This is a genomic window from Candidatus Solirubrobacter pratensis (genome assembly GCF_000425945.1).
In the GTDB taxonomy this organism is placed as follows: Bacteria; Actinomycetota; Thermoleophilia; order Solirubrobacterales; family Solirubrobacteraceae; genus Solirubrobacter; species Solirubrobacter pratensis.
In genome coordinates this window covers 147,523-167,869 of sequence record NZ_AUEK01000013.1, presented here as the reverse complement: position 1 = coordinate 167,869, position 20,347 = coordinate 147,523, and the positions used below count along the sequence as shown (strand labels likewise).

General features: G+C 71.2%; 16 protein-coding genes. 6 read left to right on the top strand and 10 right to left on the bottom strand.

What is annotated here, in order from left to right:
* Positions 1 to 2 precede the first annotated feature (2 nt).
* Genes H958_RS39080 through H958_RS0120450 form a run of 5 tightly spaced genes read right to left on the bottom strand, consistent with a single transcriptional unit; the run spans position 3 to position 7,267 of the window.
* Positions 3 to 983 (bottom strand): ABC transporter permease, encoded by a 981-nt coding sequence (locus H958_RS39080; protein ID WP_231379329.1) that lies wholly within the window; start codon positions 981 to 983, stop codon positions 3 to 5.
* Between the two features lie 2 nt (positions 984 to 985).
* Complete coding sequence (locus H958_RS0120465; protein ID WP_028060013.1) at positions 986 to 2,527, bottom strand: sugar ABC transporter ATP-binding protein; 1,542 nt, start codon at positions 2,525 to 2,527, stop codon at positions 986 to 988.
* Positions 2,524 to 3,435: an NAD(P)-dependent oxidoreductase gene (locus tag H958_RS39075; RefSeq protein ID WP_051324578.1), complete on the bottom strand. Its 912-nt coding sequence runs from the start codon at positions 3,433 to 3,435 to the stop codon at positions 2,524 to 2,526. Before H958_RS39075 ends, H958_RS0120465 begins: the two co-directional genes overlap by 4 nt.
* Positions 3,432 to 5,519: a hydantoinase/oxoprolinase family protein gene (locus H958_RS0120455; protein ID WP_028060012.1), complete on the bottom strand. Its 2,088-nt coding sequence runs from the start codon at positions 5,517 to 5,519 to the stop codon at positions 3,432 to 3,434. Before H958_RS0120455 ends, H958_RS39075 begins: the two co-directional genes overlap by 4 nt.
* Entirely contained in the window at positions 5,516 to 7,267 is a 1,752-nt protein-coding gene (locus H958_RS0120450; protein ID WP_028060011.1) for a hydantoinase B/oxoprolinase family protein, read from the bottom strand. Before H958_RS0120450 ends, H958_RS0120455 begins: the two co-directional genes overlap by 4 nt.
* Positions 7,268 to 7,640: 373 nt before the next feature.
* Between H958_RS0120450 and H958_RS39070 the strand changes: the two genes are divergently transcribed.
* Entirely contained in the window at positions 7,641 to 8,192 is a 552-nt protein-coding gene (locus H958_RS39070) for a (2Fe-2S)-binding protein (RefSeq protein ID WP_081686101.1), read from the top strand.
* Positions 8,189 to 10,528, top strand: coding sequence for a molybdopterin cofactor-binding domain-containing protein (locus tag H958_RS0120435; RefSeq protein ID WP_028060010.1), 2,340 nt, complete (start codon positions 8,189 to 8,191; stop codon positions 10,526 to 10,528). Before H958_RS39070 ends, H958_RS0120435 begins: the two co-directional genes overlap by 4 nt.
* 111 nt (positions 10,529 to 10,639) lie before the next feature.
* On the opposite strand, the gene H958_RS0120430 is transcribed toward H958_RS0120435, so the two are convergent.
* The gene (locus tag H958_RS0120430; RefSeq protein WP_028060009.1) at positions 10,640 to 11,560 is read right to left on the bottom strand and encodes an acetamidase/formamidase family protein; all 921 of its coding nucleotides are present in this window, start codon (positions 11,558 to 11,560) and stop codon (positions 10,640 to 10,642) included.
* 24 nt (positions 11,561 to 11,584) lie between these two features.
* Positions 11,585 to 13,054, bottom strand: a complete 1,470-nt coding sequence (locus H958_RS39065; RefSeq protein WP_037410904.1) for an APC family permease — start codon at positions 13,052 to 13,054, stop codon at positions 11,585 to 11,587.
* A 184-nt stretch (positions 13,055 to 13,238) separates the two neighbouring features.
* Between H958_RS39065 and H958_RS0120420 the strand changes: the two genes are divergently transcribed.
* On the top strand, positions 13,239 to 13,895 hold the full coding sequence (locus H958_RS0120420) for an ERCC4 domain-containing protein (RefSeq protein WP_028060008.1): 657 nt from the start codon (positions 13,239 to 13,241) through the stop codon (positions 13,893 to 13,895).
* A gap of 683 nt (positions 13,896 to 14,578) precedes the next feature.
* Here H958_RS0120420 and H958_RS0120415 read toward each other — a convergent pair.
* Entirely contained in the window at positions 14,579 to 14,956 is a 378-nt protein-coding gene (locus tag H958_RS0120415) for a VOC family protein (RefSeq protein WP_028060007.1), read from the bottom strand.
* 370 nt (positions 14,957 to 15,326) lie between these two features.
* Between H958_RS0120415 and H958_RS39060 the strand changes: the two genes are divergently transcribed.
* Positions 15,327 to 16,172, top strand: a complete 846-nt coding sequence (locus H958_RS39060; protein ID WP_037410903.1) for an enoyl-CoA hydratase/isomerase family protein — start codon at positions 15,327 to 15,329, stop codon at positions 16,170 to 16,172.
* A 564-nt stretch (positions 16,173 to 16,736) separates the two neighbouring features.
* Here H958_RS39060 and H958_RS0120400 read toward each other — a convergent pair.
* Entirely contained in the window at positions 16,737 to 17,285 is a 549-nt protein-coding gene (locus H958_RS0120400; RefSeq protein WP_028060006.1) for a TetR/AcrR family transcriptional regulator, read from the bottom strand.
* A gap of 77 nt (positions 17,286 to 17,362) precedes the next feature.
* Between H958_RS0120400 and H958_RS0120395 the strand changes: the two genes are divergently transcribed.
* On the top strand, positions 17,363 to 18,058 hold the full coding sequence (locus H958_RS0120395; protein WP_028060005.1) for an alpha/beta fold hydrolase: 696 nt from the start codon (positions 17,363 to 17,365) through the stop codon (positions 18,056 to 18,058).
* An 80-nt stretch (positions 18,059 to 18,138) separates the two neighbouring features.
* Here H958_RS0120395 and H958_RS39055 read toward each other — a convergent pair whose 3' ends face one another.
* Positions 18,139 to 18,456, bottom strand: a complete 318-nt coding sequence (locus tag H958_RS39055; RefSeq protein WP_037410901.1) for a hypothetical protein — start codon at positions 18,454 to 18,456, stop codon at positions 18,139 to 18,141.
* Positions 18,457 to 19,561: 1,105 nt separating this feature from the next.
* Here H958_RS39055 and H958_RS0120380 point away from each other — a divergent pair.
* Positions 19,562 to 20,119, top strand: a complete 558-nt coding sequence (locus H958_RS0120380; RefSeq protein ID WP_028060003.1) for a dienelactone hydrolase family protein — start codon at positions 19,562 to 19,564, stop codon at positions 20,117 to 20,119.
* Positions 20,120 to 20,347: the final 228 nt, after the last annotated feature.

The window sequence follows — 20,347 nt, the reverse complement described above, 5'->3', positions numbered from 1 at the left end:
TCCTATTGTGATCGCTCACGCGAAAGCGTGGGCGCCATTCGTCCTGTGCGCAGGGCCCATCCGCCGTCGCGCCGGACGCCGAGCGCGACCGCGGCGATCAGGACCACGCCACTGACGATGCCGTGCCAGAACGAGGACACGTCGGAGAGGGTGAGCCCGTTCTGGACGACACCGAGGAACAGGACGCCGATGATGGTGCCGAGCACGCCGCCCTCACCCCCCGTGTAGGCGGTGCCGCCGATGAGCACCGCGGCGACCACCGTCAGGAGCAGGGTGGGGTCGGCCTGGGGGGATGCGCTGGTGAGGCGGCCGACCTGCACGACCGAGGCAAGTGCGGCCGCGAGCCCGGCGATGCCATACGCGACGAGGACGATGCGCCCGACGTCGATGCCGTTGAGGCGCGCCGCCTCCGGGTTCGAGCCGACGGCGAACAACGCGCGCCCGAAGCCCGTGTAGCGCAGGACGCCGCCGGCGATGAGCGCAAGCACGAGATCGAGGACGAGCAGGATCGGGAACGGGCCGATCTCGTTGTTGACGAGGTCGCTGACGAACGAGAAGCCGGGCTTGCCGAAGACCGTGATCGTCTGGCCGTCGTTGACGACAAGCGCGAAGCTTTGATAGATCGAGAGCGTGCCCAGCGTCACGATCAGGAAGGAGATCCTGAGCTTCGTGACGAGGAATCCGTTGAGGAGGCCGAGCAGGACGCCGAAGACCAGCGTTGCCGCGAGCACCACGGCGATGCTGCAGCCGGCGTCCATCGTGAGCCCGAGGATCATGCCGGCGGCGGTCGCCGCTGACGCGGTCGAGAGGTCGATGCCGGCCGAGATCACGACGAACGTCTGACCGATCGCGAGCAGGAGGACGACGGTGTTCGACTTGGCGATGTTCGTGAAGTTGTCCCATGTCAGGAACACGTCCTGCGCGATCGAGAGGTAGACGCAGACCAGGACGAGCGCCACGAGGACGCCGGCATAGCGGCCCACCGTCAAGCTGCGCGCTCCCGGGGCACGCCGGAGACCGCCACGTGGGCGACCTGCTCCTCCTCCAATCCCGCGGCGGGGAACTCGCCGCGGACCTCGCCTCGGAAGAAGACGAGGATCCGGTCGGCGATGCCGAGCAGCTCGGCGACCTCGGACGAGATGACGATGATCGCGGCGCCCCGCTCGGCACGCTCCTGCATCAGGCGGTAGATCTCGCTCTTGGCGCCGATGTCGATGCCGCGCGTCGGCTCCGAGAGCACGAGCACGTCCAGATCGCGCTCGAACACCCGCCCGAGCACGACCTTCTGCTGATTGCCGCCCGACAGCGCCGTGATGCGGCGCTGGGGGGACGCCGTCAGCACGTCGTAGCGCTCGATCGCCGCGGCCACGCGCCGGCGCTCCGAGCGCAGATCGAGCAGTCCGGCGCGCGTGAGCTCGCCGGTCCACGCGACGGAGAAGTTCTCGGCCACGCTGCGCGTGGGCAGCAGCGCGGCGCGCTTGCGATCGTCGGGGACGAAGCCGATCCCGCTGGCCAGCGCCGCGCGCGGTTGCGAGAGGTCCGCGGGCCGGCCGTGGACGCGCACGCTGCCCTCGCTCGGGATCGCCCCGCCCAGCGCCAGGCCGAGCTCGGCCTTGCCCGACCCGGCGAGGCCGGCGACCCCGACGATCTCGCCGCGGCGGACGCGTAGCGTCGTGGGCCGCAGCATGCCGTCGCGCGAGCGCAGTCCCTCGACCGCGAGGACCGTTTCGCCGGGCTCGAACGCGCGCTTGCGGTAGTAGTCGCGCAATTCGCGCCCGACCATCAGCCGCACCAGCTCGCTCTCAGGTGTGGACGGCAGCGGCACGTCGGCGACGCGGCGCCCGTCGCGGAGCACCGTCGCCGTACTGGCCGTGCCGTAGAGCTCGTGCAGCCGGTGCGAGATCATCAGCACCGCGACGCCGCGCGAGCGCAGGTGCTCCACGACCTCGAGCAGCCGCGAAGTGGTGGCCTGCGAGAGCGAGCTGGTGGCCTCGTCGAGGATCAGCAGGCGCGATGGCGAGGAGACCGCGCGCGCGATCTCGACCTGCTGCTGGAGCTCGAGGCTCAGCTGGCCGACGGCGCGGCGCTCGTCGACGTGAACGCGGAGACGGTCGAGGACCTCGCGCGCGTCGGCGCGCAGCTTGGTCCAGTGGATGCCACGCATGCGCCGGCGCGGCAGGCGGCCGATGAAGAGGTTCTCCGCGACGCTGAGGGTCGGGGCCAGCATGGGCTCCTGCGTGATCGTCACGATGCCGAGAGCGAGCGCCTGCTTCGGCGAGCCGAGGGTGCGCGCCACCCCGTCCACCTCGATCCGGCCGGCGTCGGGGGCGAGCGCTCCGGCGGCGATACGCGCAAGCGTCGACTTCCCCGAGCCGTTCTCGCCTGTGAGCGCATGCACCACACCGGCGTGGAGCGTGAGATCCACGCCGTCGAGGGCCACCACCCCGGGGAAGCGCTTCGTGATCCCGGTGAGACGCAGCACCGGCGGAGCGACCGGCCCGCTCGTGGGATCGCCGACGCTCGTCAACGTGGCTCGACGTCGATGGGAAGCGGTGCGCCGGCCTCCGCGGCGGACATCGCGACGAGCACCGAGAAGTCCTGCGCGCCGTGGCCGGTGTCGCGCAGCCCGGTGAACGTCTCACGCGCGAGCTCGCCCGCGCGCAGGGGCACCCCCAGCTCGCGCGCATAGGCCTCGAGCACGTCCATGTCCTTGACCATCAGGTCCACGGCGAAGTCGGCGTCGGTTCGCCCGGCGAGGACGGTCCGCGGGAGCCAGTCGTTCAGGATCCAGCTCGCGCCGCTGCCGGCGGCGATCGCCTCGCGCACCTTGTCGAGGTCGGCGCCGGCCTTCGCGGCGAGCGCGAGGCCCTCGGCGATCCCGAGCGCGATCACCGAGCCCATCAGGTTGTTCGCGAGCTTCGCGATCTCGCCATGCCCGATCGGCCCGACGTGGACGGGGCGGCCGAGTGTCTCGAGCAGCGGCAGGCAGCGTGCGTACGCCGCGTCGGAGCCTCCGGCCATGATCGCCAGGGCGCCGGCGCGTGCCGCGACCGGGCCGCCGCTGACGGGCGTGTCGAGGATGTCGACCCCGCGCGGCCCGAGCCGACGTGCCAGGTCCTGAGCCGTGGACGGCTTCACCGTGCTGACGACCAGCAGCGCGGCGCCGTCGCGCAGGCCCGCCTCCAGCCCGGTCTCCCCGCCGAGCGCCGTCTCGATCTCCGGCGTGTCGGGAAGCACCACGAGCACGATGTCGCTGCGGTCCGCGAGGCCGCCCGGCGAGTCGGCCGCGTCCACGCCGAGCTCGGCGAGCGCGGCCACACGATCGGCGTCGACGTCGTAGGCGGCAACCTCGACGCCGACGGCCGCGAGCCGCGCGGCGATCGCGCTCCCCAGCGCGCCGACGCCCAGCACTCCGCAGCGCTCGCCGGCGGTCACAGGAATCCCACGCCTTCCAGCCGGCGCGCGGTCTCGGCGCCGCGCTCGCGGCTGTGGATCGCGAACGCCCCGTGGGCGTCGACGTCGAGCGTGAAGCCGCGCGGTACGACGATCGTGGTGCTTGCGAGCTCGACGATCGCCGCGCCGGCGAGCGTCGAGGAGACCGCCAGCGTCCGGCCGTCCCAGACGGGCGTCGGCTCGAGCGCGCGCTCGACGGGATCCCACACCGGGCGCTCTCCGCGCCGCGCGTCGGCGTGGGGGCCGTCGGGGCCGCGGACGAGCTCCGGCTTCTCCGTTCGCCCCAACGCGCTGAGACGGACGGCGAGAACCTCGACAGGTGCGCCGGGCGACGCGTGGCCGAAGAGCCGGTCGTGTTCGGCGTGGAAGGCGGCCTCCGCGGCGTCCACGTCGAGCGGCAGGTCGGCTGCGACGGTCAGCTCGTGCCACTGCCCGATGTAGCGCAGGTCGAGCGAGGCACGCAGCTCCACGGCCTCGCCGGTCACGCCCTCGCGGGCGAGGGTGTGGCGCCCGGCGGCGCTCATCTCGTCGGCCAGGGCGCGCAGGTGGGCCGGGTCAGCGGCGGCGAGGGGAGCCTTGTAGGCGCGCACGTAGTCGTGCTTGAAGTCGGAGAGGAGCATGCCCTCCGCGCAGAAGATCGACGACTCACGGGGCACGAGGAGCGCGTCGACGCCGAGCTCGCGCGCGATCGCCGCCGCATGCAGCGGCCCAGCACCGCCGGCGACGACCAGCGGGAAGTCGCGCGGATCGAGGCCGCGGAGCAAGCTCACGTGACGGACCCCGGTCGCCATCGTCACGTTGACGAGGTCGTACACGCCCGCCGCAGCCTCCTCGACGCTGAGCTCGAGCGCCGCTGCGAGCGGTTCGAGCGCCCGCACGGCGGCGTCGCGGTCGAGTCGCATCCCGCCGTGCTCGAAGGACTCCTCGCCGAGATACCCGAGGACCAGATCGGCGTCCGTCACGGTCGGCTGCGTGCCGCCGCGCCCGTAACAGGCCGGGCCGGGCTGCGCGCCCGCGCTCTGCGGACCGACGTGCAACATGCCCCCGTCGTCGAGCCAGGCGATCGAGCCGCCGCCGGCACCGATCGTGTGGATGTCGATCATCGGCAGCGCGAGCCGCCAGCGGTCGACGATGCCGTCGACTCTCACGAGCGGCTCGCCGCCGCTCACCAGCGCCGCGTCGAAGCTCGTCCCGCCCATGTCCACGGTGATGCAGTCCCGCAGGCCGTACGGCGCGACCTGGCGCAGCGCGGCCGTCGGCCCGGACGCGGGACCCGAGTGCAACGACAGGGCGGCGCGCCGCGAGATCTCGGCCGGCGTCGCGACGCCGCCGTTGGACTGCATCATGAGCAGCGTGCCGGCGAATGCGAGTTCCTCGAGGCGCCTCGTCAGGGCGTTCAGATAGCGGGAGATGATCGGCCCGACGTAGGCGTTGAGCACCGTCGTCGAGGTGCGGTCGTAGTAGCGGACCTGCGGCAGCAGGTCGCTCGATGCGGTGACGTATGCGTCGGGCATCAGCTCCGCGACCAGGTCGTGTGCACGGCGCTCGTGCGCGGGCTCGGTCGGCGAGTGCATGAACGCGATCGCGACCGCCTCTACTCCCTCGGCCGCGAACGTCGCGACCGCGGCGCGCACGTCTGAGCTCTCGAGCTCCGCGAGCTCGTCGCCCTTGTAGTCGATCCGGCCCCGGACGGGCAGCCTCAGGTAGCGCGGCACGAGCGGCCTGGGCGGCGCGAGCCGGTTGTCGTAGGGGTCCTCGCGGGTGCCGTCGCGCAGCGCGAGCGTGTCGCGGAAGCCCTCGGTCACGAGCAGTCCGGTGCGCGCCCCGCTGTGGGTGAGCACGGCGTTCGTCGTGACCGTGGTGCCGTGCACGATCAGATCGAGCCGGGCGACGAGCCCCTCCAGCGTGAGGTCCAGCCGCGCGGCGAGCTCGGCGAGGCCGGTCACGAGCGCACGCGAGGGATCGTCGGGGGTGCTGCTCGTCTTGTGGACGAGCCGCACGTCCCCACCGACGAGGAGGAAGTCGGTGAACGTCCCCCCGACGTCGATCCCGACTCGGTAGCTCACGCCGCGCCCCGCAGGCGCGCCGTCGCCTGCGCGTCGACCGAACGCCCGTCGGCGGCCAGCGCGACGCCGTACTCCCGCGTCGCGGCCCCGGGTGAGAGCAGGCCGTCGCGCACCTCGGCGAGCACGAGCTCGGGGTCGCGCCGGCGGGCGTCCCCGTACCCCCCGCCGCCGCCGTTGACCGCCTCGCACACGGTTCCCGGCGGGATCTGCTCGATGATCTCCTTGGAGCCCCAGTCGCGCGTGCTGCCGTCCGGAAAGCTCAAGCGCAGCTCGTTGAGACTGCCGGGGCCGCCGCCGAACAGGCCCTCGGGCGGGTCGGCACCCTCGGCCGCGACGTCGTCGCCGATCGTCGTGCCCGTTTCGCCCTCGCCGTAGAAGGTCCAGCTCGAAGTGGTGCCGTAGCCGCCGCGCCACTCGCCGTGGCCGGCGGAGTCCGGCAGGTACTCGCAGTAATGCATGAGGTGGGGCGTCGAGAGCTCGAACATCTCCATGTCGGGCGAGCGCATGCTGCCCGGCGTGCCCGTGAAGCCGAGCGCGTCGTAGCCGTCGGCGCCGCGCATCGCGCCCGGACCGCCGCGCTGGAAGATCGTCAGCGACACCGAGGGCTGGTTCGTCCGCGGGTCGATCGCGCTGAGCGCGGTGCACAGGTACTGGTTCCAGCCCGCGGTGACGCGATCGGGCAGCACGTCGGCGAGCGCCCGCATGATCGCCTCGAGCACCTCGTCGCACATCTGGTTGCCGAAGATCGTCGAGGCCGGGAAATGCGGGTCGAGCAGCGATCCCTTGCGGAAGACGGTGTGGACCGGCGCGAACAGGCCATGGTTCGTGGGGATCGTCAGCCCACCGGCGGCCAGGAGCATGAGGAAGGCGATCCGGATCGCGCCGATCGCCGACGCGGCGGGCATGTTCGTGAACCCGGGCGCCTGGTCGTCGGTCTCAGAGAAGTCGAAGGTGATCTCCGACCCGGCGATCGTCACGGCGACCGCGATCCGGTAACGCCTGGCCGGATCGAGGCCGTCGGAGACCATCCAGCTCTCGCCGTGGTACGTGCCGTCAGGCCAGCGCAGGAGTTCGGCGCGTACCCGGCGCTCGGAGGCGTCGATGACGTACTCCATGTGCGCGTTGAAGCGCTCGACGCCATAGCGTCCGAGCACGTCGACGAGGCGGCGCCTGCCGATCGCGCATGCGCCGATCATCGCCTTGATGTCCTCGGCGACGATCTCGAACCGGATGTTCGCCCGCACGAGGTCCCACACATCGCGGCGCAGTTGCCCGCGGTCGTGGATCTTCAGCGGCGGGATGCGGAACGCCTCCTGCCAGATCTCTCGCGCGCGCGGGTCGTAGCCCCCGGCCGTCATGCCGCCGATGTCCGCGACGTGCCCCTTGCTCGCACTCCACGCGACGAGCCCGCCCTCGTAGAAGATGGGCAGGAAGACGCCGACGTCCGCGTTCTGGTTGCCGCCGCTGTAGACGTCGTTGTGGAGGATGACGTCGCCGTCGTGGAGGTCGTCGCCGAAGTACTCGATGATCCGTTGCAGGGGCGGCTGAGCGCCGTTGGCGATGATGGATGCGTACTCGGTCTGGGCCAGCGTGCGGCCGCCGCGATCGAAGATCACGGTCACGAGATCGCCGATCTCGTTGAAGATCGGCGACCGCGAGGCGCGCATCAGCACCGTCGCCATCTCGTGGGAGATCGCCTGCACCCGGCGCTGCAGGACGGAGGCGAGGATCGGGTCCGCGCCGGCCATGGACGCATGAGAGCACAGCGGCCTGTCGACCTCCAAACGCCCGTCCGCGATGGATCAGACGACCGCATGCCTCGACGGGCCGGCCGCGGGTGGCGCGCAGAGCCAGATCTCGCTGCGGGCCGGAACCGGCGGGACGTCATGGTTCACGCGATCGAGCGTCACCTCGCCGACACCGCGATCGTCGCCGCGTCCAAGAAGCCGGCGACCCCGGGACCAGGCCTCGCATCCGCAGGCCTTACGAGATCCGGCTGACGAGCGGCGCAGCGCCAACTCGCTCCGCGTCCGAACGGCCGTGACGGCGCCGGCGTAAGTCCCTCCGGGTGTCTCCGGTGGGTCCCGGGGGCTTGGTGTTCGATGCCGGAAGGAGGGACGGATGCCTCAGCGCACTGTCCGGCTCAATGGTAAGAAGGTGTCGGCGGAATATGGCGATGTGCCCGCGCAGGGCGGTGCGGCCGAGGCCTCGGAGCCGTTGCTGTACTGGCTGCGCGAGCGGCACGGCGAGCGCGGCCCGAGGTTCGGCTGCGGAGTGACGCAGTGCGGCGCTTGTACCGTGCTCGTCGACGGCACGCCGGTACGCTCGTGCACGCGCCAGGTGCACACCGTCGCCGACGGCGCGGAGGTCCGGACGCTTGACGGCCTTGCGTCGGGCAAGCCGCATCCGCTGCAGGCCGCGTTCGTCGACCAGCAGGCGGCGCAGTGCGCGTTCTGCATCAACGGAATGGTGATGGGCTCGCTCGGCTGGCTGGAGAGCCGGTTCGCCGCCGGCGACCGCCGCGTGCCGTCCGACGCCGAGGTGCGCGACTTCCTCTCGGGCGAGACCGCTGCCAAACCGGGCGACCAGCCGCTGAACTACCTGTGCCGCTGCGGAGCGCACAATCGCATCGTGGCCGCGATCCGCCAGGCGGCGGAGGAGATGGTCAAGTGAGCGCGCCGGGCCTCAACACCACGCGCCGCGACTTCCTCACCGGCGCCGGCGCGCTCGTCGTCGGCTTCACGTTCCTCGGCCGCACCGGCGCCGCGCTCGCCGCCAAGCCCGACGGCCTGATCCGCGTGCTCGCCGAGGGCGCGCAGCCCTCGGCGACCGAGTCCTGGCTCGTGCTCACAGAGGACGCGATCACCGTCTACTCGGGCAAGGTCGAGCTCGGGACCGGCATCCAGACCGCGCTGTCCCAGGTCGTGGTCGAGGAGCTGCGGCTCGGCGTCGCCGACATCCAGTACGTGCAGGGCGACACGCGGCTGAGCGTCAGCCAGGGCATCACCGCCGGCAGCAAGTCGATTCAGATCGGCGGCGTGGAGCTGCGGCAGGCGGCGGCCACCGCCTACCAGGCGCTGCTCGAGCGCGCGGCCGAGTATCTCGATGCGCCCGCTGATCGGCTTGTCGCCGAGGGCGGCCGCTTCCGCGTCGCCGACAAGAACCTGAACCGCAGCGTCGCCTACGCGGAGCTCCTCAAGCGCGGCGTGGCGTTCGTCCAGCTCGATCCGAACGTGCCGCTGGTCGATCCGGACGACTACCGCGTCGTCGGCACCAGCGAGCCGCGCGTGGAGCTGCCGGCGAAGCTCGACGCGACGTTCCCGTACACCGGCGACATCTACCTGCCGGGGACGCTGCACGGCCGCGTCATCCGCCCGCCGGGCCGCAACGCCCGCTTCGCCTCGCTCGACGGCGCGAAGGTGGCGCAGCTCGCGGCCGACGGCGTGACCGTCGTCCAGCGCGGCAACTTCGTCGGCGTCGTCGCGCCGACGGAGTGGCTGGCATCGCGCGCCGCCGCCACCCAGGGCCTGGTGACGTGGACCGCGGGCGCCGCGCTGATGCCCCAGGCCACGCTCGACGCCGCGCTGCGCGACCCCGACAACCACTACGGGACGGTCACGGACATGGCGGTGCCGGCAAGCGACCCCGGCGCCGCCGACGCGGCGATCGCCGCCGCCGGCGACGCGGCGGTCAAACGCCGTTACTTCACGCCGTTCTACATGCACGCGGGAGTGGGCGCGTCCGCCGCGGTGGCCGACTTCCGGCCACAGCCGGATCCGGAGACCGGCATCCAGCTGACGCTGTACTCCGGAACGCAGAACGTGACCGGGCTGCGCGACACGGTCGCCGTGCTGCTCGGGATCGAGGCCGCGCGCGTCCTCGTCCTCTACGAGGAGGCGTCGGGCTGCTACGGGCACAACGGCGCCGACGACTGCGCGGCCGATGCCGCCGTGCTCTCCGACGCCGTCCGCAAGCCGGTGCGCGTGCAGTGGCGGCGCCAGGACGAGCACGCCTGGGAGCCGCTCGGCGCGGCGATGTCGCACGACGTCGAGGGCGTCGTGGACGCGAGCGGCATCACGGCTTGGTTGCACCGGATCTACGCGCTGACGGCGAACAGCCGCCCGACGGCCTCGGCGGCGGGCTCGCTGCTGGCGGGCGAGCTGATCGGTTCGCCGCCCGCCATCCTGCCGGCCAACGTGCGCAACTCGTCCGGCCGCAACGCGCCCGTCACGTACGGCTTCCCGCGCCAGCGCGTCGAGGGCAAGCTCGTCAAGAGCTTCGACACGTCGACCGGCGGGCGGCCGGCGTCGCCACTGCGCCACCGCTTCCCGCGCACGACCGCGCTGCGCTCGCTCGGCGGCTACTCGAACTCGTTCGCCAACGAGTCGTTCTTCGACGAGCTCGCGCACGCCGGCACGCACGATCCGCTGGCCCTGCGCATCGCGTCGCTGCCCGACCCGCGGGCGAAGGCGGTCTGCGAGGCGCTGCAGCCGGCGTGGGCGTCGCGCCCGGGCGGGAACGGCCGGGGCGCCGGCGTGGCCTACCACCAGTACGAGACGACCGAGGCGCACGTGGCCACCTACGTCGAGGTCGCCGTCGACGCCGCCACCGGCGCCGTCCGGGTCACGCGGGCGGTCGTCGCGCATGATTGCGGCCTGATCATCAACCCGGACGGCCTGCGCAACCAGATCGAGGGCAACGTCATCCAGGGCATCTCACGCGCGCTGAAGGAAGAGGTCAACTACACGGCCGACCGCATCACCACGACGGTGTGGGAGTCCAACACGTTCAACCCGCTTCCCCAGTACACGCCGATCCGCTTCAACGAGGTGCCCCCGATCGAGATCATCCTGATCGACCGGCCTCGCGAGCCCGCCTGGGGCGCCGGGGAGCCGGCGATCGGGACGGTCGGCGCGGCCGTCGCCAACGCCGTCTACGCAGCCACCGGCAAGCGGATCCGCACGCTGCCGATCACGCCCGCGCGCGTGCTTGCAACGCCGATGACCTGAAGTCGGAGGTCTGCTCCATCCGCTCGCGCATGGCTTCGGGTTCGCCGAGTGTCGCCGGTGGACGCCGGGCAGCTGGAGCGGGGCGACGGTCGGCGGCGTCAGGCCGCGACGCTACGCGAACGGCCGCGGACAGGCCCCGAGCTTCGGGATCGAGAAGCGGCCGATCGTCCCGAACTGCGGCGCCGGCTTGCACGCCTGGGCGACGCCGGCGTCGCACGCGACCGAGAGGAAGATGAACGCGTCCTCCATCGAGAAGCCGTGCTCGTCGACGAGAAGCCGCGCCGCCTCCTCCGACACGCGCTTGAGCGCCTCGTCGTAGTCGTCCGCCGTCGCGTGTGGCACCCAGCGGTCGGCCAGTTCCGTCACCGGCCAGGTCGCCTGCTTGCCCTTGAGCAGATCGAAGCGGACATCGACCTCGCCGGCGATCTCGACGCCGGTGAAGCAGATCTCGCCGTCGCCCATCGACGCGTGCATGTCGCCGACCGCGAACATCCCGCCCGGCTGGCGGACCGGGAAGTAGATGCGCGCGCCCTTGCCGTGCAGGCGGTCGTCGAGGTTGCCGCCGTGGCGGCCGGCGAGGCCGTTCGAGAGCGTGTCCACGTCGGTCGCGACGCCGACGACGCCGACCATCGGCCGCGCGGGGAACGCGACGCGCTCGTTCATCCGGACCTCCCCGTCGCGCACCTGGAACCGCCGCGTCAACGGCGACTGCACCAGGTCGATCAGCTGGCCGAAGCCGGGGATCAGCGTCGCGACGCCCCACTCGGCGGGCCGGATGTCCAGGATCTCGGCGATCAGCGAGTCACCCGGCTCCGCGCCCTTCACGGCGACCGGGCCAGTCGCGCTGTTGATCCGGCTCATGTCGATCCCGGTGACGAGGTCGTCCTCGCTCGTGATCTGTCCGGTGAAGCAGTCGTTCGTCTCGAACGTGACCGTGGCGCCGGCCTCGACCTCGAGCACCGGCTCGAGCTCCGGTCCGAACGACCAGATCACCTGGTCGCGCGAGAGCCGGTGCGCCGTCGTGACCGCCATCGATGCCTCCCTGATGAAATCGGACTATCCCACCTCGACCGCCGACCGCCCCTCCGGCGGGACCGTCTCGTCCTCGACGTACACGCGCTCCATGTCGCCCAGCTTCTCGGGCCGCTTGCGCACGAGCCACACGGTAAGGGCGATGCCCGCGATCGTCCACACGAGCACGACCCAGTTCGCGGCCCTGACCGGATAGTCCGGCGGTGCCTTGTAGAACTGGTAGTAGAGCGGGAAGAAGAACAGCACGATCCCGGCGACCGGCAGCAGCAGGTGCAGGAGCGGATTGAACTCGGCGCGCCGCACCGTCCGGTAGTGCACGATGCTGCCGACCGAGACCAGCATGTAGACGACGATGACGAGCGGCACGGCCATGGTCGCGATCATCGAGAAGCCGGTCAGCGGTCCCCACCGCCAGCCGAAGAACAGCGCGACCACGAACGCGAAGATCGACAGCCAGATGATCGCGACGTTCGGCGTCTTGAACTCGGGGTGCGTGTTCCCGAGCTGGCGCGGCGCGAGGCCGTTGCGGGCGAGCGCGTAGAACACGCGCGTGGCGGCGTTGACCGCCGCGTTCGAGTTCGCCGCGATCGAGTTGCAGATCGCCAGGAAGATGAGGATCCAGCCTGAGCTCCAGAAGACCTCGCCGAGATTGCGCCACGGGTCGGCGCCCGTCGCCTGCTCGACGAAGTTGTCGAAGCCGGCGCCGAACACCCACGCGTACGAGCACAGGATGTAGAACAGGCCGATCGCGATCGCAGAGCCGACGACCGCGCGCGGGATGGTGCGGCGTGGATGCTTGGCCTCCTCGCCGAGCGGCGCCGCCGCCTCGAAGCCGATGAAGGCGAGGATCGCGAACACCATCCCCTTGAACACGCCGCCCCAGTCGCCGGCGGCGTGGCTGGGGTTGAACGGCTGCGCGTTGAGGTCGCCGGCGTTCGAGAGCAGCATCCACAGCGAGAGCGCGGCGAAGACGCCGATTTCGAACGCGCCGAGGATCACGCCGGCCGTGGTCGAGATGCGGATGTCGCGGTACGTCAGCAGGAACACGATCACCGTCATCAGCGCCACCCAGATCCACCATTGGCCGCTGTAGTGGAAGCCGACGTGGTTCTCGAACACGTCGCTCATCGCCCAGCCGAACTCGAGGTAGAGGAACGGCGCCACCAACGGCTCGAACAGGATGAACAGCCAGGCGACGAGGAAGCCCGCCCACGGGCCGAGCGTCCGCGCCGCGTACGTGTACATACCCCCGGCCGACGGGAACAGCTTGGCCAACTGGCCGATTGCGGTGGCGGCGCAGATGCAGGCGATCAGCGCGAGGCCGACCGAGAGCGGCAGCGCCTGCCGCGCGTCCGGCACCGAGATGAAGATCGAGTATGCGACGGCCGCGGCGGGCGCCATGTGCGTGATCGACTGGAAAAGCACCTGCGGCAGGCCGATCGAGTGCTCGCGCAGGTGGTTGAACCCGCGAGACCCGGTGCTTGCGCCCTCCATCGCGACCTCCTCGTGATCGACTGCTCGCCGGAGCAGGGCGCAGTTTCTCAGAAACCTGTCGCGCGGGGGAGGGGGCGCCCACGCTCCGCAGGTCACCGGGGACCTGAAGGGCCGCGCGCGCGTGCCGGTGCCCGGCACGGCTAAGCGGCAGCGTGGTGCTCTTCGTTGCGGGTAGTCACGGAGCATGCTGCTCTTCGACCACGGCGAACGGCGGTCCGGCGTTCCCGGCGAGTTGGAGCGGCTTGGGGTCGACGTGCACGGCACCCGGCTGCCGGCGGGTGACTACGTGGTGTCGGATCGGCTGGTCGTTGAACGTAAGGGTCCGGCGGACCTTGCCGCGTCGATCAAGGATCGGCGGCTGTTCGAGCAGCTTGCGCGGCTCGCCGATGCGTATCCGTCGGTGGTGCTGATCGTCGAGGGCGCGCCGGTGCACATGCACGAGGCGGCGTGGCAGGGCGCGCTCGGCCGTGCGCTCACGCTCGGCGCGAGCGTGCTGCGCACCGGGGGCGCGCAGGACACGGCCGAGTGGATCGCGCGGCTGTACCGGCTGGAAGGCAAGCCTGCGTCCGAGCCGCGCGGCACGCCGCGTGTGCGCCGCGCGACCGAAGACGACCTCCAGACCGCCGAGGACGTCCTGCGCTCGCTGCCGGGGATCTCCACGGTCGGTGCCGGCCGGCTGCTCGCGCACTTCGGCTCGCTCGAGCACGTCTTCGCTGCCCGGCGTGAGGAGTTGCTCGAGGTACGCGGCATCGGGCCGGTGCGCGCACGGACGCTCGACCGGCTGTTCCGGGCAACCGCGCCGAGCGCGACCGGCGGGGACGTCAGCTCGCTCGCGGCTTGACGGGTTGCACGGCGAAGTGTCCACCGTCGCCGCCGGATCGTCACCGCTTCCTTGCTCTTGAAGGGGACGCGCTACGTCGGCTGTTCAAGCGCGATGCGGAGACCGCGCGAGCCGCGAATCGCGGACCGCAGCCGGGCTGTGGGATCGGCGAACTGCGCGGGTAAGGGATGCGGGCCTATCTCGCATGGCGGTCGCGATCGACGCGGAGACCCCGCGAGCGGTGACGGCGCCGGTCACGCTCGATCACCGACACGGGCGGTTCGCGCGCGAGCGATCATCTTCGCGCACGAGACCCAGGAGCACGCTCGTCGCCCACCACGCGGCGGTTGAGCCCGCTTGCCATCGCGTGTGCCTCATCGCTATGGCGACTGTGCTCGAGATCGACCCCGATCGGGAGCTCGCGCCGGGCCGACGTCGTGCCTATACACCGGTACAACGGGTCCGCCGGGTGGCGCTTCTGTGGTCGTCCATTGCAGGCACCAGATCAGCCGTCCGGCTGACCTCCGGCGCGCCGAGGCAGAGCAGGCGCCCCGTACGCGCAAAGCGTGTGCCCACCGCAGATCGCGAGATACCCGGTGCGCAAAGGAGCACGGGCGGCGCCGACCGCGCCGGCGGCTACCCGAGGTGCTCGATCTCGGGTAGCGCCGGGCGACCGCGGCGCTGAGCCGTTGCCGCTCTGCGGACTAGCGGCCCTGTCGTATCTGTAGCCGGTTGCCGTCCGGGTCCTGGAACTGCGCGACGTAGCCCCAGGGAAACTCGAGCACGTCCGAGACGAACTCGACGCCGCGCGACTTCAGCTCCTCGACCGTCTTCCGGCAATCGTGGGTCTCGATCGTGATCGACGCCGGGGGGCGTCCCATCGCCGGCTCGGCCTGCCCCGGTGTCCCGGGCCAGAGAACCAGCTGGAAGTCGTCCCCCTCGACGCCGACGGTCAGAAACCGCGGCCCGTCGGGTGTCGGGTTCTCAACCCGCTTTTCCAGGCCAAGGACGTTCGTATAGAAGTCGAGCGCCTTGTCCTGGTCGCTGACGAGCACGCTCGTGTAGAAGACCTTGTCCAGCATCGCTGTTCCTCCGGTGGTCGTGGTCACTGCTCCCATGACACGCCGCGGGCTGGAAACGTGACAGCCAAGGCCGCACGGATCGACGAGCAGAGCGCGCGACGCCGAGTTCAGGCAAGGCGCTGGTGCACGTCACGGGAAGACGAAAGCGGGCGTCGATCGGGAGGGCGTCACGGTCTCGCAGATCGTTAGAGGCGGCCGAGGCCCTCCTTTGCCTGGGCGAGCAGGAGCGACAGAGCGTGGGGGTTCCGACCGGCCGCGTTGCTCGCACGGCCTCTGCCTTCGCAACCGCCTGAGGTGCCCGCAACGATCACCATTCGGTGCAGCAGCCATCGCCCCGATGTGTTCGGCGGCGAGTGAAAGGACCACGACGATGACCGCATCGAACGCTGCCTCCCCGACCATCGCGGTGCGCAGCGAAGGGTCCGTGCTGTTCGCGGACATCGCGGCGCCGCCCATGAACCTGCTCGGGCCGGAGTTGGTCCGCGACCTGGTCTCGCTCATTCTGCGGGCCGAGGCCGATGATGCCGTTCAGGTGCTCGTGTTCACGAGTGGCGATCCCGACTACTTCGTCGCCCACGTCGACGTGACGCGGATCGGCGAGTACCGCGCGGAGGCGGCGAAGCTCACCGGCGAGCCGTCGATCGCGGCGCTGTTTCATCATCTCGGCGCCAGCCGCCTGGTCAGCATCGCGCAGATCGAGGGTCGGGTCCGCGGTGCCGGCAGCGAGTTCGTGCTGGCGTGCGACATGCGTTTCGCCGCGCGCGAGTCGGCGGTCTTCGGGCAGTTCGAGCCGGCGTTCGGTCTGCTGCCGGGCGGTGGGGCCGCGCAGCACCTCACGCGCCTCATGGGTCGTGCTCGCGCGCTCGAGGTCATGCTGAGCGCCGACGACTACGACGCGGAGCTTGCGGAGCGCTATGGCTGGGTCAATCGGGCGTTGCCCGCCGATCGGCTCGGCGAGTTCGTCTCCTCGCTCGCGCACCGGATCGCGGCGTTCCCGGCGGCGGGCCAGGCGATCGTCAAGGAGCGCGTGAACGCCATCGCGCTCGCGCCCGCCGATGAGTTCCGTCGCGACAGCGATCTCTTCGGCGAGGGTGTGCGCGACCGGGCGGCGCAGCACCGGATCCAAGCCGCGATGCAGCGCGGCTTGCAGACTCGGGACGCGGAGTTGGCGCTGGGCGCGAGGCTGGCCGAGTGGCGCCTCCCGGGTGACGACTAGGGCGTGCCCGGGTGCGACCGCGACGCCCGGAGCGCAGGCCATGCCTCGTCAGCACACGAGAGAAAGAGGCCCCCGATGCATGTTCAACACACGCTCCCCGCTCCGCACAGCGATCCCGACGGTTCCGCGGCTATCCCGACGAGCGCGCTTCTGGGCGGTCGCGTTCTCGCGCCAACTCCGTCTTCCGCTCCGCGCGGCTGGACGGCGGCGCGTCGCCCGCGGACGTGCCGATCGGCGACGCGTTGACGGCGTCGCGCGACGGCGACCGCATCGCGTACGTTCGCTACCAGTCCGGCATCGACACGCTCGCCGTCACCACCAGCGAGCACCCGGCCGGTCGCCATGGAGGCGGTCGCATCGCCCGATGCCCGCGCCAAGCCCATGAGAGCCATGGCGCGTGGTGGAGCCGAAGCGGACCCGCGCGTTGGGAGTGCCGTCGGGAACGAAGGCCGTGACTCGATAGCCGCCGTGGACCTTTGTGATCGAGCCGGGTCCCACGTCGGCGAAGTTGGCGGCGCCTGTGCCGATGAGGAGGCTGCGCCGCGGCAGCGTCCTTCCGGGTCGTCAGGCGCTATCGATGGTGGCGAGGAAGTCGTGGAAGGCCCGGTCGGTGCGTGCGGTGTCGCCGGTGGCGTCGAGGTCCGTGAGCAGGCCGCGGATGACGGCGAGCACGACGGTCGCCAGCTCGGGTCGGCCGAGACTGCGCATGCCTTCCTCGAGTGGTGCGAGCCAGTCGGTCGTCGCGGCCCGCCGGAAGCCGGGCCAGAGCGGTTCTCCCGCGGTGTCGTGGAGCCGGCCGAACATACGGAGGTAGGGCTCGCCCTGCGGCCCGGAGATCACGGACCAGGCGCGGGCCAGGGTGGTCGGATAGGGCTCGTCGGGTCGCAGGCGTATGACGTCGGTGAAGGCCTCGACCTGGCGCCGGCGGGCCTGTCCGAGGACCTCGCGGAACAGTCCGTCACGGGTCCCGAAGTGGTAGATCAGCATCCGGTTCGACGTGCCTGCGGCGGCGGCCAGCGGCCCAAGCCGGTCCGGGAGCCCGTGCTCGAGCGCGTGGTCGGTGCACGCGTCGAGGAGCCGCTGTCTGATTTGGGGTTGGCGCTGCCTGCCCATCGCCTCATGTTTTCACGTAACGATCGGTACGTCTATCGTTGCTCGACGGTAGATCGACACACCACGAGGAGGTCATGATGCGGATCGTTTTCGTGCACGGGGCATGCGTGAAGGACGGATCGTGGTGGTGGCACCGAACCGGTGAGCTGCTGGCCGAGCAGGGCCTCGCCAGCGAGGCGCCCGCCCTGCCGAGTTGCGGCGAGACGGGTGTGTGGATGGATGCGGGAGGGCCCGGGCTGGCCGAGGATGTCGCCGCGGTCCGGCGCGTCTTGATCGCGAGCGACGAGCCGACCGTGGTGGTCGCCCACAGCTACGGCGGGATCGTCACCGCGGAGGCAGCGGCGGGCGTCGAGCCCGTGCGCCATCTGCTGCTCGTGTCCAGCTACCTGCCCGAGGTCGGGCAGAGCCTCTCCTCCTTCGGCGGGGAGGAGCCCGCCCCGTTCCTCGACTTCGACCCCGAGGGCGGCACCTTCAGCGTGCGACCGGACGCCTTGGCTGAGACGTTCTTACAGGACTGCGACCCGGAGATCCAGCGAGGGGCCATGGACAAGACGGCCCGCCAGAGCCTGGCGGTGCTCGAGCAGCCGGTGCAGTCGGCGGCCTGGCAGCAGGTGCCCTCGACGTACCTCGTCTGCGCCGAGGACCACGGCACCCCCGCCGAGTTGCAGCGCCAGTTCGCCGGTCGGGCGGGCAGCGTCGTGGAACTCGACGCCGGCCACCACCCCTTCCTCTCCCAGCCCGCCGCCGTCCGCGACCTGATCCTCGCGCTGTGACGGCGACCACCGGCGTGCAGGCGGACCACCGAGAACTCCTACTCCCGGCGAGCGGATCGTCGAGCGCGCACCCTCGCTCGTCAGGCCCCCCAGCCGACGGCGTCGCCGGTGTCGAGCGCGCGCCAGAACGTCGTTTCCGGTGGAGAGGTCACGCCGGCGGCCTGCATGACCGGGCCGATGTCGGGTCGGGCCTCATTGAAGAAGGCGTGGAAGCTGTCCGCGTCGGGCCATTCGTCGACGGCCATGTATTGGCCATCGGCGCCGTACCAGCGATGGGCGATGAGCCCGTGACGCTTAGCGACGTCCATAATGCGACCGATCGCGTCGGCGTGCGCGGCGGTCGCCTGCTCGAACCTCGCTGGATCGCCGCTCACGCGCAGGGTGACGATGACTGACATGGCTCCTCCTCGTCGTCTGCTTGGCGAGCCTACTCCGCCGCAGGGACCTAACACCAGCCCTCGCGAGAGCAGCGCGCCCACCCGGCCCGGCCTACAGACACGCCCGCCAGCGGGCTCCCGCTTTCTCGTCGAGCGTCGCCTTGGTGTCAACGGCGCGGTTGGACCGGAGGCCGTGGTTGTGGTCGGTGTGCCGACGGGGCCAGGCGGCGTAGCCGATCAGCTTGCGTGGCGACCCGAAACGCGCGAGATCGCCGATCTTTGACGCCAACGTGGGCGAGCAGGTCGCCGCGCCCGGGGTGTGCGTCATCGACCGCGAGGCGGCGGTGTCGAGAACTTGGCCGCTCGTGAACGACCCTGCGCTCGGTGTTCACCATGAGCGAGCTGCCCGCCGCCGCGCTGGTCGGGCCGGTCACGAGGCACACCGTGGCGCCGGCCGTCAGTGAACAGCGAGGGGTTGCCCTTGCGGTCGTCGTGTCGCGCCCCCGTCTGGACGGCGAATGCCACAAAGTTCCCGCCGTTGGCTCCCGGTCGCGACGGTCTCGTCCAGCAACGAGAGCGGTTATGCCGCGGTTGTCCGCGGCTAGGTCGAGCGCAGGCCGGCGCCTCGTCGTCCATGAGCTCGGCTGCTGGGCAGCGTTACCGCGAGCCGCCTCGCGTCCACGAGCGGGAAGATCTGGTCGTCCGCCGACCAGGCGATCAGTGCGGGGCGCTCGAACTGGGCAGTCGTTCGGCCGCGCGCAGCGTCGTCTCGGGCGCGAGCGAGGCGGTGAAGCGCCGCAGGCCGTGACGCACGCGGCGGTCGCAGAGCGGCGGTGACAGCCATTCGCGGGCGAGGTCGCGCCGTCGTCGGGCCGGGTACGGCGCGAACTCTCGTCCGGGCGATCGCAAGGCGGCCACATCGGACCCGACCGTCCCGCCGCGGCTGGTGCTTACGCGCGCGAAACGCGAGTCACACATCACGGCGCAATTGACTCGCAGCGCGCGCGGACGCGGGGGACGCCCGCGTTCGTCCGAAAGCGCGAGATGTGGCTGTCCCGTTAGAGGATCGGTCAGGGGGGACGGAGATGAGGCGCGACGGCGTGCGATGCGATTACGCTTTCGCCGCATGGCCGAGGTCGTTGTCTTTCATCACGCGCTCGGGTTGACCCATCCGCTACGCCGGTTTGCCGAGGAGCTGCGGGCCGCCGGCCACGTAGTGCACACGCCCGATCTCTTGGACGGCCGAACGTTCTCCGAACTTGAGGACGGCGTCGCCTACTCAGAGCAGCTCGGGGGGCCGATGGCGGTCGTCGAACGCGCCCGTGCTGCCGTCGCGTCACTTCCCCAGCAGGTCACGTATGTGGGGTTCTCGCTCGGCGTGCTGGCGGCGCAGTCCCTTGCCCAGACGCGCCCGGGCGCACGGGGAGCCGTGCTCTGCTACGCGGCGCTGCCGCTCGGCGAGTGGGGCGACAACTGGCCGGCGACCTGGCCGAACGGCGTCGAGCTACAGCTGCACATTCTCGAGGGCGACGAGGACTTCGCGTTCGCGCAAGGGCTCTCCGAGACCGTGCCCGACGCCCAGCTCTTCGTCTACGCCGGGACCGAGCACTACTTCGCCGAGCACGACGACGAAACGGCACGCCTGCTCACGAACCGGGTACTCGACTTCCTCCAGGCGCAATAGACGGATTCATGGCCGGCGTTTCGCTACCCGAACCCCCAGAGGGGCCACACCGCCGGCGGCCACATGTATGCCGCCCGTGGGGTCCGGGTGTCCCGCAAGCTCCGCCCTATGAAGCGTCCGCTGAGGGCCCGCATGGGCACCACGTCGGCGAGCGCGAAGCGCCGACGGTGCAGGAGCTCGAAGATCGTCGCTCTCGCAATGAGGGCGAGACCCAGCAGCGCTGGAGCG

Coding starts and splice junctions, on each gene's coding strand:
- H958_RS0120450 (WP_028060011.1), bottom strand. CDS start 7,267: ATGGCCGGCGCGGACCCGATCCTCGCCTCCGTCCTGCAGCGCCGGGTG.
- H958_RS39070 (WP_081686101.1), top strand. CDS start 7,641: ATGCCTCAGCGCACTGTCCGGCTCAATGGTAAGAAGGTGTCGGCGGAA.
- H958_RS0120430 (WP_028060009.1), bottom strand. CDS start 11,560: ATGGCGGTCACGACGGCGCACCGGCTCTCGCGCGACCAGGTGATCTGG.
- H958_RS39065 (WP_037410904.1), bottom strand. CDS start 13,054: ATGGAGGGCGCAAGCACCGGGTCTCGCGGGTTCAACCACCTGCGCGAG.
- H958_RS0120420 (WP_028060008.1), top strand. CDS start 13,239: ATGCTGCTCTTCGACCACGGCGAACGGCGGTCCGGCGTTCCCGGCGAG.
- H958_RS0120415 (WP_028060007.1), bottom strand. CDS start 14,956: ATGCTGGACAAGGTCTTCTACACGAGCGTGCTCGTCAGCGACCAGGAC.
- H958_RS39060 (WP_037410903.1), top strand. CDS start 15,327: ATGACCGCATCGAACGCTGCCTCCCCGACCATCGCGGTGCGCAGCGAA.
- H958_RS0120400 (WP_028060006.1), bottom strand. CDS start 17,285: ATGGGCAGGCAGCGCCAACCCCAAATCAGACAGCGGCTCCTCGACGCG.
- H958_RS0120395 (WP_028060005.1), top strand. CDS start 17,363: ATGCGGATCGTTTTCGTGCACGGGGCATGCGTGAAGGACGGATCGTGG.
- H958_RS39055 (WP_037410901.1), bottom strand. CDS start 18,456: ATGTCAGTCATCGTCACCCTGCGCGTGAGCGGCGATCCAGCGAGGTTC.
- H958_RS0120380 (WP_028060003.1), top strand. CDS start 19,562: ATGGCCGAGGTCGTTGTCTTTCATCACGCGCTCGGGTTGACCCATCCG.